The organism is Pedococcus aerophilus (genome assembly GCF_039532215.1).
In the GTDB taxonomy this organism is placed as follows: domain Bacteria; phylum Actinomycetota; class Actinomycetes; order Actinomycetales; family Dermatophilaceae; genus Pedococcus; species Pedococcus aerophilus.
Window position 1 is genome coordinate 12,361 of record NZ_BAAARN010000002.1, and the last position, 15,172, is coordinate 27,532.

12 protein-coding genes are annotated in these 15,172 nt (G+C 71.7%); 4 read left to right on the plus strand and 8 right to left on the minus strand.

Going from position 1 to position 15,172, the window contains the following annotated elements:
* Position 1: 1 nt before the first annotated feature.
* The 4 genes from guaA to ABD286_RS11215 all read right to left on the minus strand — a co-directional run bounded on the left by guaA (position 2) and on the right by ABD286_RS11215 (position 4,124).
* Entirely contained in the window at positions 2 to 1,567 is a 1,566-nt protein-coding gene (guaA, locus tag ABD286_RS11200; RefSeq protein ID WP_344193679.1) for a glutamine-hydrolyzing GMP synthase, read from the minus strand.
* 143 nt (positions 1,568 to 1,710) lie between these two features.
* Complete coding sequence (locus ABD286_RS11205) at positions 1,711 to 2,061, minus strand: DUF3817 domain-containing protein (protein WP_344193387.1); 351 nt, start codon at positions 2,059 to 2,061, stop codon at positions 1,711 to 1,713.
* The gene (locus ABD286_RS11210) at positions 2,051 to 2,815 is read right to left on the minus strand and encodes an SURF1 family protein (RefSeq protein WP_344193389.1); all 765 of its coding nucleotides are present in this window, start codon (positions 2,813 to 2,815) and stop codon (positions 2,051 to 2,053) included. The genes ABD286_RS11205 and ABD286_RS11210 overlap by 11 nt, the downstream gene beginning before the upstream one ends.
* A 4-nt stretch (positions 2,816 to 2,819) precedes the next feature.
* Positions 2,820 to 4,124, minus strand: a complete 1,305-nt coding sequence (locus tag ABD286_RS11215) for a beta-propeller fold lactonase family protein (RefSeq protein ID WP_344193391.1) — start codon at positions 4,122 to 4,124, stop codon at positions 2,820 to 2,822.
* A 176-nt stretch (positions 4,125 to 4,300) separates the two neighbouring features.
* Between ABD286_RS11215 and ABD286_RS11220 the strand changes: the two genes are divergently transcribed.
* Both ABD286_RS11220 and ABD286_RS11225 read left to right on the plus strand, forming a co-directional pair.
* The gene (locus ABD286_RS11220; protein WP_344193393.1) at positions 4,301 to 6,061 is read left to right on the plus strand and encodes an ABC transporter ATP-binding protein; all 1,761 of its coding nucleotides are present in this window, start codon (positions 4,301 to 4,303) and stop codon (positions 6,059 to 6,061) included.
* Positions 6,058 to 7,875, plus strand: coding sequence for an ABC transporter ATP-binding protein (locus ABD286_RS11225; protein ID WP_344193395.1), 1,818 nt, complete (start codon positions 6,058 to 6,060; stop codon positions 7,873 to 7,875). Before ABD286_RS11220 ends, ABD286_RS11225 begins: the two co-directional genes overlap by 4 nt.
* A gap of 149 nt (positions 7,876 to 8,024) precedes the next feature.
* Here ABD286_RS11225 and ABD286_RS11230 read toward each other — a convergent pair whose 3' ends face one another.
* From ABD286_RS11230 to guaB, 4 genes are all read right to left on the minus strand, one after another.
* Positions 8,025 to 9,767: a GMC oxidoreductase gene (locus tag ABD286_RS11230; protein WP_344193397.1), complete on the minus strand. Its 1,743-nt coding sequence runs from the start codon at positions 9,765 to 9,767 to the stop codon at positions 8,025 to 8,027.
* Positions 9,764 to 11,356: a succinic semialdehyde dehydrogenase gene (locus ABD286_RS11235; protein WP_344193399.1), complete on the minus strand. Its 1,593-nt coding sequence runs from the start codon at positions 11,354 to 11,356 to the stop codon at positions 9,764 to 9,766. The genes ABD286_RS11230 and ABD286_RS11235 overlap by 4 nt, the downstream gene beginning before the upstream one ends.
* Before the next feature lie 54 nt (positions 11,357 to 11,410).
* The gene (locus tag ABD286_RS11240) at positions 11,411 to 12,532 is read right to left on the minus strand and encodes a GuaB3 family IMP dehydrogenase-related protein (RefSeq protein ID WP_344193401.1); all 1,122 of its coding nucleotides are present in this window, start codon (positions 12,530 to 12,532) and stop codon (positions 11,411 to 11,413) included.
* A 338-nt stretch (positions 12,533 to 12,870) separates the two neighbouring features.
* Positions 12,871 to 14,427, minus strand: a complete 1,557-nt coding sequence (gene guaB, locus ABD286_RS11245) for an IMP dehydrogenase (protein ID WP_344193403.1) — start codon at positions 14,425 to 14,427, stop codon at positions 12,871 to 12,873.
* Between the two features lie 206 nt (positions 14,428 to 14,633).
* Here guaB and ABD286_RS11250 point away from each other — a divergent pair, with 206 nt between their 5' ends.
* Positions 14,634 to 14,927 carry a WhiB family transcriptional regulator gene (locus ABD286_RS11250; protein WP_344193405.1) on the plus strand — a complete coding sequence of 98 codons (294 nt, stop codon included), beginning with the start codon at positions 14,634 to 14,636 and terminating at the stop codon, positions 14,925 to 14,927.
* Between the two features lie 19 nt (positions 14,928 to 14,946).
* On the plus strand, positions 14,947 to 15,171 hold the full coding sequence (locus tag ABD286_RS11255) for an RNA-binding S4 domain-containing protein (protein WP_344193407.1): 225 nt from the start codon (positions 14,947 to 14,949) through the stop codon (positions 15,169 to 15,171).
* The last annotated feature ends 1 nt before the right edge of the window (position 15,172 follow it).

Genomic DNA, 15,172 nt, shown 5'->3' on the forward strand with positions numbered 1-15,172 from the left:
GTCACTCCCACTCGATGGTGCCCGGCGGCTTGCTGGTCACGTCGAGCACGACGCGGTTGATCTCGCGCACCTCGTTCGTGATCCGCGTGGAGATCTTGGCGAGCACCTCGTACGGAACCCGGGTCCAGTCCGCCGTCATGGCGTCCTCGGACGAGACGGGCCGCAGGACGACGGGGTGACCGTACGTGCGGCCGTCACCCTGCACTCCCACCGAACGCACGTCGCCGAGCAGCACCACCGGGCACTGCCAGATGTCGCGGTCGAGGCCGGCAGCCGACAGCTCGTGACGGGCGATCGCGTCCGCCGCCCGGAGGATCTCCAGACGCTCGGCCGTCACCTCACCGACGATGCGGATGCCCAGGCCCGGGCCGGGGAACGGCTGGCGCCAGACGATCGCCTCGGGCACACCGAGCTCGAGCCCGACCTGGCGGACCTCGTCCTTGAACAGCGAGCGCAGCGGCTCGACGAGCTTGAACTGCAGGTCGTCAGGGAGGCCACCCACGTTGTGGTGCGACTTGATGTTGGCCGCGCCGGTGCCGCCACCGGACTCGACGACATCGGGGTAGAGCGTCCCCTGCACGAGGAACTCTACGGGGTGGTCGGAGTCGCCGCGCGAGCCGACGACGTCGCGCGCCGCCTGCTCGAAGACGCGGATGAACTCGCGCCCGATGATCTTGCGCTTCTCCTCGGGGTCCGAGACGCCTTCCAAGGCCGACAGGAACTGCTCGCGCGCATCCACCACGACCAGGTCGACCCCGGTCGCCGCGACGAACTCCTTCTCGACCTGCTCGGCCTCACCCGAGCGCAGCAGCCCGTGGTCGACGAAGACACAGGTGAGCTGGTCGCCCACGGCCTTCTGCACGAGCGCCGCTGCGACCGAGGAGTCGACACCACCGGAGAGCGCGCACAGGACCCGCGACTCCCCCACCTTGTCCTGAATCGCCCCGACGAGCTCGTCCACGACATTCGCCGCGGTCCAGTCGCCGGAGAGCTTGGCCCCGCGGTAGAGGAAGTTCTCGAGCACCCGCTGGCCGAACGTCGAGTGCATGACCTCGGGGTGCCACTGCACGCCATACAGCTGGCGCTCGTCGTCCTCGAACGCGGCGACGGGCGCACCCGCGGTGGAGGCGGTGACCCGCATGCCCGCGGGCGCCTCGGTGACGGAGTCGCCGTGGCTCATCCACACCGACTGGTCGCCCGGCTGGCCGTTGAAGAGCGTGGACGAGGCGTCCGAGATCGAGGCCGGCGTCGAGCCGAACTCGCTGAGCCCCGTGTGGGCGACCGTGCCACCCATGGCCTGGGCCATCGCCTGGAAGCCGTAACACATGCCAAAGACCGGGACCCCGGCCTCGAGCAGCGCCGGGTCGAGCGACGGCGCACCCTCGGCGTAGACCGAGGACGGCCCGCCGGACAGCACGATCGCAGCCGGGCCCTTGGCCAGCATCTCGTCGACCGCCATGGTGTGCGGGACGACCTCGCTGTAGATGTTCGCCTCGCGCACGCGCCGGGCGATCAGCTGCGCGTACTGCGCGCCGAAGTCGACGACGAGCACGGGCTGGGACTGCAGCGGCGTGGAGTCGACCTCGACGAGGTCGCCCTCGGCGGCCTCGACGCGGTCGTCGTCCTGGGCCTGCGTGATGTCAGAGGTGTCGGCGGGGGCGCCGTCGGTCGCGGGGGCGTCGCTCACAGGGGTGTCGCTAGGGGTGTCGCTCACGGGGCAAGGCTACCGGCGAGCGCCGGCTCCACCTCCGCGGCCACCTTCCGCTCGATCCAGAACGCGACGAACGGGATGCACGCACCGAGCACGATCGCGGCCATCCGGCCCATCGACCAGCGCTGGATCGTGCCGAGGTTCCACACCGTGAACACGAAGCCCATGAAGATGAACCCGTGCACGGGGCTCCACCAGGTGAGCGCCTCGTTCTCGAACCCGTACTTCATGATCATCTCGGCGATCAGCACGAACATGGCCGCACCAGCCGCGAAGGCCATGACCTTGAACCACTTCAGCGCCCGCGAGGTCTTCGCCGGGTCCTTGATGCCGCGTGCCTCAGTCGACATGTTCGTCCTCTCGCTCATGCTGAGCATCATCGCGCACCATCCTGAACCACATGAACGCGGCGAACCCGCCGAACACCCACCACTGGAACGCGTATGCCGCGTTGCGCCACTTCAGCCCGCCGACCACCTCGGGTGGGGGCACCCGTTCCAGGCCCGTGCTGGGCTGGAGGCCGAGGCCCGCGGCGGTCCTCTCGGACTGGGCGAAGATGAACGCGTTGTAGATGTCGCCGGGCCACCGGTTGACCAGGATCGACAGGTCGATCGACCCGAGCGCCTCCTGCGGCCAGGCCGGCATCCCGGTCGGCGCCTCGGCAGGGGACTCCCCCGGGGCCAGCGAACCGTCCACCGAGACCTTGCCCGCCGGAGCCGTACCTGCAGCGGCCGGGTCGGTCACGAAACCCCGCACGACGGCCAGCCGCGCCCCGGTCTCCTCGACCACCAGCGGCGTCACCACCCAGTACCCGGTCTTACCGTCGAGGCGGCGCGGACCGACGATGAACTGGTCGGCCGGGACGTACTCCCCGATCGCGGTGACGGCGCGGTTGGACTGCGGGTTCGGGAACGCCTCGTGCGGGCGGACCACGGTGTCGATGAGGGCGGGTCGGGCCTCACGGGCCTTCTGCAGCGCCTCGGCGAGGCCCTTGTCCTGCGCGACGTGCAGCTGCCACAGGCCGAGCTGGGCGCACGCCCAGACGATGCCGACAAGGAGGGCGAACAGTCCCAACCATCGGGGCTTCAGGGCGGTTCGCAGCACCTCGTCAGGTTACGGGACGCCTCGAGTCGTCGAAGACGAGGATGCTCCCGCCGTAGCAGGCGACCCACACGGCCTTGCGCGTCGGCTCGTAGGTGATGCCGATCGGGTGGTAGTCGGTCGCGACCTGCCCGATGACCTCGAGGTCGCTGGTGCGCAGCTTGCTCACCGTCGACGACTCGTAGTTGACCGAGTAGATCGCCGCCCCGTCGGTGGAGATCGTCAGCGAGCGCGGCTGGTCACCGACCCGGGTCGTGGCCAGCACCCTGCCTGTGGCGCGGTCGAGCTTGGCGACCGTGCCGGAGCCGTTGTTCGTGACGTAGAGGTACTTCGCGTCGGGGCTGAGGACGATGTGCCGGGGGCCGTCACCCGTCCCGGCGAACCGCGTCACCGCCTTGGTGCGCAGGTCGACCTTGACGATCCGGTCGGACCCCATCAGGGCGACGTAGGCCGTCCGGCTGTCGGGAGCGACGACGATGCCGCGGGGGTAGGTGCCGCCGAGCGGGATGCGGGCGACCTCCTTGTTCTTGGCGATGTCGATGACCGACAGGTCCCAGGTGCACCAGTTGGTCACGAGGACCGTCTTGTCGTCGGGCGTCACCGCGACGTACTTCGGCACCGCGCCGACCTCGACCACCCGGTCGATGGCGAAGGTCGTGGTGTCGACGCGGTAGACCGTGCTCGGCGACGTCCCGTCACCGGCGCGGCAGCTGTCCAGGCCCTCGGGGCCGTACCCCGCGCCATACATGGAGTAGTTGGACACCCACGCGTGCTTGCCGTCGGCGGTGAAGGCGGCCTCGACGGGCGCGCCCTTGGTCGTGCCCGGGTGGCCCTTGATCCCGAACTTCGCGAGGTCGACCGAATCCTTGACCGTGGCGAGCAGGGCCCCGTCGGCGCCGAACGCGGAGACGGAGTGGCGGTACATCATGTTCTGGGCGACGACCACGCCGGCCGGTGAGGCGACGACCGACTTGGGGGTCAGGTCGCCGGTGAGGCGCATCGTGCGGACCATGGCGGTCTCGGCAGCGGTGCGCCCGACCTCCCCCTGGGGCGAGGCGGGACTCGGCTTCGGGGCGGCTGCCTGCGGCGTGCCCTTGGGCGTGACGGCCGTGGCCGGCGCGCGCTTGGTCACCTGCGCCACCGAGGTGGCCGCGGGTGTCGCCTCGGCGTCACCGGTGAGCAGGGCCGCGGCCAGGCTGACGCCGAACGAGGTCAGCGCGAGGAAGCCGACAGCGGCTGTGGCCGCCACGACGCGCCGCCGGATGTACTTCTTCTCCAGACGGGCTCTACGCGTGGGCACCTGGGGTGACACGCGCCCATGGTAAGCAGCCTCCACCGACAGCCCCCGCAGGCGCACCGGTGGTCCCCGACCCCGTTCGCGGTCGGAGGAGGAGGTCAGAGGAGACGGAGCGACGCCGGCCAGCCAAACCGGCCCGACCGAAAACCAGTGTCGGGCCGTCGGTGCAGCCGCCTACGGTGGGGACCCTGATGCGCGAGATCCCCTTCCCCGATCCCGGCCGTCCCGACACCCGCAGCACGTTGCGCTTCATGGTCTGGATCGGTCGCGAGCAGTGGCGCACCCAGACGCTCGGTGCCCTCACCGGGATGGTGTGGATGGTCTCCATCGCCCTGATCCCCGCCGCCCTCGGCAAGGGCGTCGACGAGGGCATCGTCCCCGGCGATGTCGACGGCCTCGTGAAGTGGGCGCTGGCCCTGCTCGGGCTGGGCGCGATCGCCGCCTCGACCGCCGCGGCCCGGCACTTCTTCGCCGTCCACAACTGGCTCTACGCCTCCTACCGCAGCGCCCAGCTCACCGCCGAGGGCGCCGAGAAGGCCGGCCCGGTGCTCACCCGCGTCATGCCGTCGGGCGAGGTCGTGACCGTGTTCGCCAACGACGTGATGCGCCTCGGTGGCCTGTATGACGCGTTGGGCCGGTTCGCAGGCGCCGTCGCCAGCTACGTCGTGGTCGGGGCGATCCTGCTCGCCGCGTCCCCTCCGCTCGGCCTGCTCGTGCTGGCCGGTGGACCGGTCATGCTCGCGAGCCTGGCCCTCATCGTCCGCCCGCTCCAGCGCCGCCAGGCCCTCCAGCGCGAGGAGGCGGGCCGGCTCACGACCCTCGGCGCCGACACCGTCGCCGGGCTGCGCGTGCTGCGCGGCATCGGTGGCGAGCAGACCTTCCTGCGCCGCTACGAGGACCAGTCGCAGCGGGTCCGCCACCGCGGGGTGCACGTCGCCGGCATCCAGGCCGCGCTCGACTCGGCCCAGGTGCTGCTGCCCGGCGTCTTCGTCGTGCTCGTGACCTGGCTCGGTGCCCGCATGGCCATCGCGGGCGAGATCAGTGCGGGGCAGCTCGTCGCGTTCTACGGCTACACCGCGTTCCTCACCATGCCGCTGCAGACCGCCATCGAGATCGTCGACCGCGGCATCCGTGCCCACATCGCCGCGGGCAAGGTGCTGCGGGTGCTGGCCGTCACGCCCGACCACGACCCGCACCGACCGGCCCGGGACGGTGCGGCGTCTCCCGACGACCACGCCGACCTCGTCGACCCGTTGTCCGGCACCGTGGTCCGCGGCGGACGGCTCACCGCGATCGTCTCGGCCAGGCCCGAGGAGTCGGCGGCCGTCGCCGACCGGCTCGGCCGACACGGCCCCGGCCCGCACCAGACCACCTGGGGCGGGACCCGGCTCGACGACCTCGCGATCAAGGACGTCCGCCGCCGCGTCGTCGTCAGCGAGCCCGACCCGCGCCTGTTCACCGGCGTCCTGCGCGACCAGCTGCTCGGCGGCGCGGCCTCCGACGACGCCGGCGGGCGTGACGTCCTCACCGACACCTCCGACGCGAGGGTGCTGCGCGCCCTCGAGGCGGCCAGCGCCACCGACGTCCTCGACGCCCTGCCCGACGGACTCGACGGGCTCGTCGAGGAGCGCGGCCGGTCCTACTCCGGCGGCCAGCGCCAGCGGCTGGCGCTCGCCCGGGCCCTGCTGACCGACGCCCCCGTCCTCGTCCTCGTCGAGCCGACGAGCGCCGTCGACGCCCACACCGAGGCCCGGATCGCCGAACGCCTCGCCGACCACCGTCGCGGCCGCACCACCGTGGTGACGACCGTCAGCCCGCTCCTGCTCGGGCAGGCCGACGAGGTCGTGCTGCTCGAGGACGGGCTCGTCGCCGCCCGCGGCACGCACCGCGACCTGCTGGAGCACGCGGCATACCGCCACGTCGTCCTGCGCACCGAGGAGGACGACGCATGAGCGGCCAGACCCACCCCGACGAGGTCAGGACCGACCACACCCGGCGCACCCTGCCGATCGCCGACTCGCGCGCCGTCTGGGAGCACACCCGCGAGCTGATGGCCCACCACCGCGGGCTGCTGGCGCGCGTCCTCGGCCTGCACGCCCTCGCCGCCCTGGCGGCGCTCGCCGCGCCGTGGCTCGTCGGTCGGCTCGTCGACGAGGTCAGCGGGCGAGGGAGCCTCGGAGCCGTCGACAAGATCGCCGTGGGCCTCGCCGTGGCGGTCGTTGCCCAGACCGGCCTGACGTGGGCGGCGCGGCGGCTGTCGTTCATCCTCGGCGAGACGGTGTTCGCCCAGCTGCGCGAGCAGTTCGTGGCGCGGGCGGTCAACCTGCCCCTGTCGACGGTCGAGCGCGCCGGCACCGGCGACCTCGTCGCCCGGACCACCAATGACGTCGAGGCGTTGTCGCACGTGGTGCGCTTCGGCATCCCGTCGCTGTTCGTCGCGGTGATGACGGTGCTGATGACGATCGTGGCGGCGCTGTTCACCTCGCCGCTCGCGAGCCTGGCGATCCTCGCCGGCCTGCCCTTCTACTGGTTCTCCACCCGGCGCTACCTGAGGTATGCCGCCAACGGTTACCTCTGGGAGCGCGCCACCTACGCCTCCCTCAACGGCGTCGTCGCCGAGACCGTCGACGGGGCGCGGACCATCGACGCCCTGTCGCTCGCCGGCGTGCGCCGGCACCGGTTCCACCAGGCGCTGCGCGAGTGCTACCGCGCCGAGCGCTACACGCTGGGGCTGCGGCTTCGGTGGTTCCCCTCGGTTGTCTTCGGCTACTACGTGCCCACGGCCACCGCGGTCCTGTGGGGTGGCTGGCTGGCGGTCAACGGCAACATCACCGCCGGTGCCGCCACCGCCGTGACGCTCTACGTCCAACAGATGGTCGGGCCCCTCGACGAGGTGCTGAGCTGGCTCGACGAGATCCAGGTCGGGGCGACCTCGCTGGCCCGGGTCATCGGTGTCGGCGCCGTCCCGCCCGACCGCACCGCCACCGGCGAGCACCCCGACGGGCCGGACCTGTCGGTCCAGGACGTCCGCTACTCCTACCGTCCCGGCCACGACGTCCTGCACGGCGTCAGCCTCGACCTGCGCCCCGGCGAGCGCCTGGCCATCGTCGGGCCCTCCGGCGCCGGAAAGTCCACCCTCGGACGCCTCATGGCCGGGGTCGACGGACCCCGCGAGGGCCGGATCGACGTCGGCGGCGTGCCCCTGGTCGACCTCGAGCTCGGAGAGCTGCGCGGCGAGGTCGCCCTCGTGACGCAGGAGCACCACGTGTTCGTCGGGTCCCTCGTCGACAACCTGCTCCTCGCGCGCCCGGAAGCCAGCCGTGACGACCTCGCCGACGCCCTGCGCGCCGTCGACGCGTGGGGATGGGCCGAGGGGCTGCCCGACGGCCTCGACACCGTCGTCGGCAGCGGCGGCCACATCCTCAGCGAGTCGCAGTCCCAGCAGCTGGCCCTCGCCCGGCTGGTGCTGGCCGACCCGCACACCCTCGTCCTGGACGAGGCGACCTCGCTGCTCGACCCGCGCGCCGCCCGGCACCTCGAGCGTTCGCTGGCCGCTGTCGTCCAGGGCCGCACCGTCGTCGCCATCGCCCACCGGCTGCACACCGCGCACGACGCCGACCGGGTCGCCGTCGTCGAGGACGGCCTCGTCAGCGAGATCGGCACCCACGACGAGCTGGTCGCCGCCGACGGCGCGTATGCCGCGTTGTGGGCGTCCTGGCGCGACGAGGCCCCCGCGAGCGGGCGCCGGAAGACTACCGGCGGGTAGGGCGTAACCCCCGTCCGAAGCCGTCGTTGACCGGGTGGTGTGGCTGGAGATCCCACCCCCGGCTCATCTCCAGCCACACCAGTCAGAGGCGGCGGTCGCGGGATGCAGGGATCCCTCCGACCGCCGCCTCCGACGTGCGGGGGTGGTCGTCAGGAGGCGCCGTACCGCGTCACGGCGGGGTTGGCCGCCTTGACGGGTTCGAGCGCCAGGTAGCCCTCGCCCTGTGCGGGCCGCGGGTCGTGCTCGCCCTTGTTGGGCCACAACGACATCGCGCGCTCGGCCTGGGCGGTGATGCTCAGCGACGGGTTGACACCGAGGTTCGCCGAGATGGCGGAGCCGTCGACGACGTGCAGGTCGGGGTAGTGCCAGACGCGCTGGTAGCCATCGATGACGCCGCGCTCCGGGCTCGAGCCGATCGCCACTCCCCCGAGGAAGTGCGCCGTCATCGGGATGTTGGCGACCTCTCCGAGGCTGCCGCCGGCGAAGGCGCGCAGACCGGTCGCCTCCGAGAGCCGCGCGGCGAGCGCCTTCATCGATTCCTGGCCGGCCGGGATGTACGTCGGGTTGGGCTCGCCGTGGCCCTGCCGGGAGGTCAGCCCCCGGCCGCCGAACCGCCCTCGGGTGCCGGTGACGCGCAGCGAGTTGTCGCGGCTCTGCATGATCAGGCCGATGATGGTGCGCTCGCTCCACCGGTACTGCGAGAAGGAGCGCACGAAGACCACCGGGTGCTTCACCGCCTCCACGAGGAACTGGACGGGTCGGGGCAGCCGGTCGCCGGGGACCATGATCGTCGCCATCGCCCCCATGAGGTTGGAGCCGGGACCGTAGCGGCAGTTCTCGACATGGGTGTCGGCAGTGGGGTGGAACGACGAGGTGATCGCGACGCCCCTGGACAGGTTCTCGCCCCGCGGGACCTTCTCGACCATCACGCCGTTGAGGGCCTCGGAGTTGGTGCGGGTCAGGTGGCCCAGGCGCGAGGAGAGCCTCGGCAGGGCGCCGTTCTGGCGCAGCGTGTGCAACAGCTTCTGCGTCCCCCACGTCCCGCCGGCGAAGACGACCTGGTCGGCGGTGACGGTGCGACGGTCCTTGCGCAGCCACGCCCCCGTCGCCTCGTGCGACACGGCATACCCACCGCCACGGCGCGGGGCCACGCGCACCACGGTCCGCATCGGCTCGATGGTCGCGCCGAGGTTCTCGGCGAGGGCGAGGTAGTTCTTCACCAACGTGTTCTTCGCGCCGACCCGGCAGCCGACCATGCAGTTGCCGCACTGGGTGCAGCCCGTGCGCTCCGGTCCGGCACCGCCGAAGTACGGGTCGGGGACGCGCTTGCCCGGCATGCCGTAGAAGACACCGGTCGGGGTCTTGCGGAACGTGTCGCCGACACCGAGGTCCTCGGCGGTGCGGCGCATGACGTCCTCGACGATCCCCTCGCACGGGTTCGTGACGACACCGAGCATCGCCGTGGCCGTCGAGTAGTGCTGCTCTAGCTCGGACTGCCAGTCGGTGATGTCGGCCCACTGCGGGTCCTTGAAGAACGGCTCGGGCGGCACGTAGAGGGTGTTGGCGTAGTTGAGCGAGCCGCCACCGACCCCCGCCCCGGCCAGCACCATGACATCGGGGAGGCGGTGGATCCGCTGCACCCCAAAGCATTTCAGCTTCGGCGCCCACAGGTAGCTGCGCACGTCCCACGACGTCCTGGCGAAGTCCTCGTCGCGGAACCGGCGGCCCGACTCGATGACGTGGACCCGGTAGCCCTTCTCCACGAGGCGCAGCGCGGTCACCGACCCGCCGAATCCCGACCCGACCACCAGGACGTCGACGTGGCTTCCCGCGGGCAGCGCGCCGTCGTCGCCGGAGGGCAGGCTGGAGGAGCTCTCGGCCGGGGCGCTCATCGGCGACCGACCGCCTTGAGGGTCCGCAGCGCGGCGGTCATGACACGCGCGTAGCCCTCCTCCGACAGCCCCAGCGAGGGAGCGATCGGAAGGAGGTACTGCGCGGTGACGTTCTGCGACTCCGTGTACTTGAGGATGCCCTCGGCCCCGTGGCGACGCCCCACCCCGGACTGCTTCATGCCACCCATCGGAGCGGCCACACTCCCCCACGCGGCGGCATACCCCTCGTTGACGTTGACCGTGCCGACGGCGATCGCCGTGCCGATCCGCCGTCCACGCGCCACGTCGCGGGTCCAGACCGAGGCGTTGAGGCCGTAGTCGGTGTCGTTCGCGAGTCGGATCGCCTCGTCGTCGCTGTGCACGCGGTAGATCGACACGACCGGCCCGAAGGTCTCGTCGTCGCGGACGTCCATCGCGGCCGTGACCCCGGTCAGGACGGTCGGCTCGTGGAAGAACGGCCCGAGGTCGGGTCGGGCACGTCCGCCGGTGAGGACCCGGGCGCCCTTGGCCCGGGCGTCGTCGACGTGCGCGGTCACCCGGTCCAGCTGGGCCTGCGAGACGAGCGACCCCATGTCGGTGCCGAACTCCAGCGCCGGCCCGAGCGTCATCGCCCCGACCGCCTCGACGAACCGCGTCGTGAACTCGTCGGCGATGCTGTCGTGGACGATCAGCCGCTCCACGGAGATGCAGAGCTGACCGGCCGACGAGAAGCAGGCGCGGACCGCACCAGCGACGGCCTTGTCGAGGTCCGCGTCGTCGGCGACGTACATCGCGTTCTTCCCGCCGAGCTCCAGGCTGTACCCCGCCAGCCGGCCGGCCACCGACACCGCGACGCTGCGACCGGTCGCCGTCGAGCCCGTGAAGCAGACGTAGTCGGCGAGGTCGACGACGGCCTGCCCGACGTTCGCCCCGTCACCGAGGACGACCTGGAGCACCGACTCCGGCAGCCCGGCTTCGGTGAGCAGCTGGACCACCCGCAGGGCGGTGAGCGAGGCCTGCAGGTCGGGGCGCAGGACGACGGCGTTGCCGGCCATGATCGCCGGGATCGCGTCAGTGATCGCCAGCGACAGCGGGTAGTTCCACGGGCTGACGATGCCCACCACCCCCCGCGGGTGGTGGTGCTCGGTCGTCTGGGTCAGGACGGGGAACAGCCCGGCGCGACGCCACGGTCGCAGGTATGCCGCCGCGGAGCGGCCGTAGTGCCGCGCCACCAGGGCGACGTCGGCGACCTCCTCGAAGGCCTGGCCCCGCGTCTTGCCGGACTCGAGCTGGACCACGTCGAGCAGCTCGACCTGTCGGTCGAGCACGAGGTCGTGGAACCGCAGCATGATCCGCTCGCGGACCTCCATCGGCGTCCGCGACCACGCGCGCTGGGCTGCGCGCGCGGCGTCCACGGCGACGGCGACGTCCTCGCGGGTCGACAGCGGCAGCGAGGCGAGGGGCGCCCCGGTCATCGGGGTGTGGCTCACGTGGTGCTCCGCGCGGGGCGCGGCGACCACCCTCCGGGCCAGCCGTCGGACGAGGGCCGGGTCCACGGCATACGTCGCGGTGGGGTCGGTCTCGGGGTCGGCGATGAGGTCCGGAGCCATAGGGGCAGCGTAGGTGCGGCCCACGGTTATTACCAGTAGTAAGTTAGCGCCGTCTCACGTGGCCTGGTAGGGCGCGACGACGACCTCGACGCGCTGGAACTCCTTGAGGTCGGAGTAGCCCGTGGTGGCCATCGCCCGGCGCAGCGCACCGATGAGGTTGGTCTGGCCGGAGGCCGTGCGACCCGGCCCGAAGAGGATCTGCTCGAGCGGCGCGATGGCACCGACCTCGACGCGCGAACCACGCGGCAGCTCCTGGTGGTGCGCCTCGGGGCCCCAGTGCAGGCCGCGCCCGGGGGCGTCGGTCGCGCGGGCGAGGGCGGCACCGAGCATGACGGCGTCGGCGCCGCAGGCCACGGCCTTGACGATGTCGCCACTGTCGCCCATGCCGCCGTCGGCGATGACGTGGACGTAGCGACCACCGGACTCGTCGAGGTAGTCGCGGCGGGCCGCGGCGACGTCGGCGATGGCGCTGGCCATCGGGGCGTGGATGCCGAGCGTGCGACGGGTGGTGTGCGCCGCTCCCCCGCCGAACCCGACGAGGACACCTGCGGCGCCGGTCCGCATGAGGTGCAGGGCAGCGGTGTACGAGGCTGCGCCGCCGACGATCACGGGGACGTCGAGCTCGTAGATGAAGCGCTTGAGGTTCAGCGGCTCGGCGCGACCCGAGACGTGCTCGGCGCTGACCGTGGTGCCGCGGATGACGAACAGGTCGACCCCGGCGTCGACGACGTGCTTCCAGAACTGCTGGGTGCGCTGCGGGCTGAGGGCACCGGCCACGGTCACGCCGGCGGCACGAACCTGCTTGAGCCGCTCGACGATGAGCTCGGGCTGGATCTCGGCGGCGTAGATCTCCTGCATCCGCGCGGTGGCGGTGGCCGGGTCGAGCGTCGCGATCTCCGCGAGCAGCGGGCTCGGGTCGTCGTACCGCGTCCACAGCCCCTCTAGGTCGAGGACGGGCAGGCCGCCGAGGTTGCCGAGCTTGATCGCGGACTCGGGGCTCATCACCGAGTCCATCGGGGCCGCGATGACCGGGATGTCGAAGTGGTAGGCGTCGATCTGCCAGCCCACCGACACCTCTTCGGGGTCGCGGGTGCGGCGGGACGGGACGACGGCGATGTCGTCGAAGGAGTAGGCCCGACGGCCGCGCTTGCCTCGGCCGATCTCGATCTCAGTCACCGCGCAAGGCTATCGGCCACGGACCCGAGTGCGAAAAGGCGATGTCCCGCCGCCGGGTGAGGGGGGTGCCGGCGGCGGGACATCTTGGATCGTCGTGCCCGCACGACGGCGGGACGCGACGAGTCAGCGGGCTGACAGCCCTGCTGCGACCACGGGGGACAGGTCGTACCGGCAGCCTAGGAGCGCGACGGCAGTTGACGGCTCAACCGGATTGCGTAGCGGCGACTGGACACCGGACTGGACACCGTTCTGGACACCGAAGCCCGTCCGCCGGTGAACACCCAGCCGCGTCCGCGGGTGGCACCCAGCCGCGTCCGCAGGTGCGGACGCGGCGAGAGTCAGCGGCTGCCGTAGTTGGGGGCCTCGACGGTCATCTGGATGTCGTGCGGGTGGCTCTCCTTGAGCCCCGCCGAAGTGATCCGGACGAACTTGCCGCGCGCCTGGAGCTCGGGGACGGTGTTGGCGCCGACGTAGAACATCGACTGCGCCAGGCCCCCGACGAGCTGGTGGACGACGTTGCCGAGCGGTCCGCGGTAGGCGACCTGGCCCTCGATGCCCTCGGGGACGATCTTGTCGTCGCTGGCGACGTCGGCCTGGAAGTAGCGGTCCTTGGAGTAGGACTTCTTGCCGCGCGAGGCCATGGCACCGAGCGAGCCCATGCCGCGGTAGGACTTGAACTGCTTGCCGTTGACGAAGATCAGGTCGCCGGGCGACTCCTCGCAGCCGGCGAGCAGCGAGCCGAGCATCACGGTGTCGGCGCCGGCCACGAGGGCCTTGGCGATGTCGCCGGAGAACTGCAGGCCACCGTCACCGATGACCGGCACCCCGGCCCGGCGGCAGGCCAGCGACGCGTCGTGGATGGCGGTCACCTGAGGCACGCCGACGCCGGCGACGACGCGGGTGGTGCAGATCGAGCCCGGCCCGACACCGACCTTGACGCCGTCGGCACCGGCGTCGACCAGGGCCTGGGCCCCGGCGCGGGTGGCGACGTTTCCTCCGATGACCTGGACGTGGCGGGTGGCCGGGTCGGCCTTGAGGCGGCGGATCATGTCGAGCAGGAGGCGGGCGTGGCCGTTCGCGGTGTCGGCGACGAGGACGTCGACCCCGGCCTCGACCAGGGTCGTGGCGCGCTCCCAGGCGTCACCGAAGAAGCCGATGGCGGCACCGACGAGCAGGCGACCGTGGTCGTCCTTGCTCGCGTGCGGGAATTGCTCGGACTTCACGAAGTCCTTGACGGTGATGAGCCCGGCAAGGCGACCACGGTCGTCGACGAGCGGCAGGCGCTCGCGCTTGTGCTGGCGCAGGAGCGCGGTGGCGTCCTCGCGCGAGATCCCGACCGCGCCCGATACGAGGGGCATCGGGGTCATCACGTCACGGACGAGGGTCGTCGCCCACTCGGCGACGGGGGTGAACCGCAGGTCGCGGTTGGTGATCATGCCGATCAGGATGTTGTCCGGCTGGACGACCGGCAGCCCGGAGACGCGGTACTCGCCGCAGATGCGGTCGAGCTCCTCGAGCGTCGCGTCCGGGCCGATGGTGATGGGGTTGCTGATCATCCCCGTCTGGGTCCGCTTCACGAGGTCGACCTGGTAGGCCTGGTCCTCGATCGACAGGTTGCGGTGCAGGACGCCGAGGCCTCCCTGGCGGGCCATGGCGATCGCCATGCGCGACTCGGTGACCGTGTCCATCGCCGCCGAGACGAGCGGGATGCGCAGCGAGATCTCGCGGGTGAGGCGCGCGGTCGTGTCGACGTCGGACGGGATGACATCGGTCTCGCCGGGCAGCAGCAGCACGTCGTCGTAGGTCAACCCGAGCTTCGCGAAGGGGTCGTGGTCCTCGACGTCGGGGGCCTGCTGGGCGAGTTCGGGGAGGCGGTCGTCAAACCCAAGGCTCATTGCCCAATCGTAAGGCAGCCCCGCGGATGCCCCGGACGACCCCGAAGGGCGTCCACGCTGCGGACAACGACCGCATCGCGGGACCGGCGCCCAGATCGTGGCCAGCCCTTGAACAAGTCCATACGTTCTGCACAGGTTTGCGCAGGTCAGCCGCGAGTAGCGTCCGAAGCGAGCGGCACGGAGCCGCCGGAGAGCTGAGGGAAGACATGGCGGAGTTGTCACGACTTCCGGGACCGGTGGCAGACCTGTGGGACTGGCAGATGGAGGGGTCCTGTCGCCAGGTGAACCCCGAGGTCTTCTTCCACCCCGAGGGCGAGCGCGGCCCGGCCCGACGCTCGCGCGACTCGGAGGCCAAGCAGGTCTGCGCGAGCTGCCCCGTCCTGAAGCTGTGCCGCGAGCACGCCCTGCGGGTGCGCGAGCCGTACGGCGTCTGGGGTGCGATGACCGAGGACGACCGCGAGCGCCACTACTCGGGTCAGGCGGTCTCGGCCGCGAGCTGAGCCCTCGTAGACTTCCGTCGTGAGCACCGAGCACGAGGTCCCCATCCGCGACGAGTCGATCCGACTGGGTCAGCTGCTCAAGCTCGCCGGTGTCGTCGACGACGGCGCGATGGCGCGCTCGGTGATCGAGCTCGGTGAGGTCTCGGTCGACGGCGCCCCTGAGGTCCGGCGCGGAGCGCAGGTCCGCCCCGGCCAGAGCGTCATCTTCGCGGGCCAGACGATCCGCGTGGTCGCCGGCGGCTGAG

What these genes read in the sequence shown, in the direction of transcription:
- ABD286_RS11230 (WP_344193397.1), bottom strand. Translation starts at nt 9,767, where the DNA reads ATGAGCGCCCCGGCCGAGAGCTCCTCCAGCCTGCCCTCCGGCGACGAC.
- ABD286_RS11225 (WP_344193395.1), top strand. Translation starts at nt 6,058, where the DNA reads ATGAGCGGCCAGACCCACCCCGACGAGGTCAGGACCGACCACACCCGG.
- ABD286_RS11205 (WP_344193387.1), bottom strand. Translation starts at nt 2,061, where the DNA reads ATGTCGACTGAGGCACGCGGCATCAAGGACCCGGCGAAGACCTCGCGG.
- ABD286_RS11235 (WP_344193399.1), bottom strand. Translation starts at nt 11,356, where the DNA reads ATGGCTCCGGACCTCATCGCCGACCCCGAGACCGACCCCACCGCGACG.
- guaB (WP_344193403.1), bottom strand. Translation starts at nt 14,427, where the DNA reads ATGAGCCTTGGGTTTGACGACCGCCTCCCCGAACTCGCCCAGCAGGCC.
- ABD286_RS11250 (WP_344193405.1), top strand. Translation starts at nt 14,634, where the DNA reads ATGGCGGAGTTGTCACGACTTCCGGGACCGGTGGCAGACCTGTGGGAC.
- ABD286_RS11220 (WP_344193393.1), top strand. Translation starts at nt 4,301, where the DNA reads ATGCGCGAGATCCCCTTCCCCGATCCCGGCCGTCCCGACACCCGCAGC.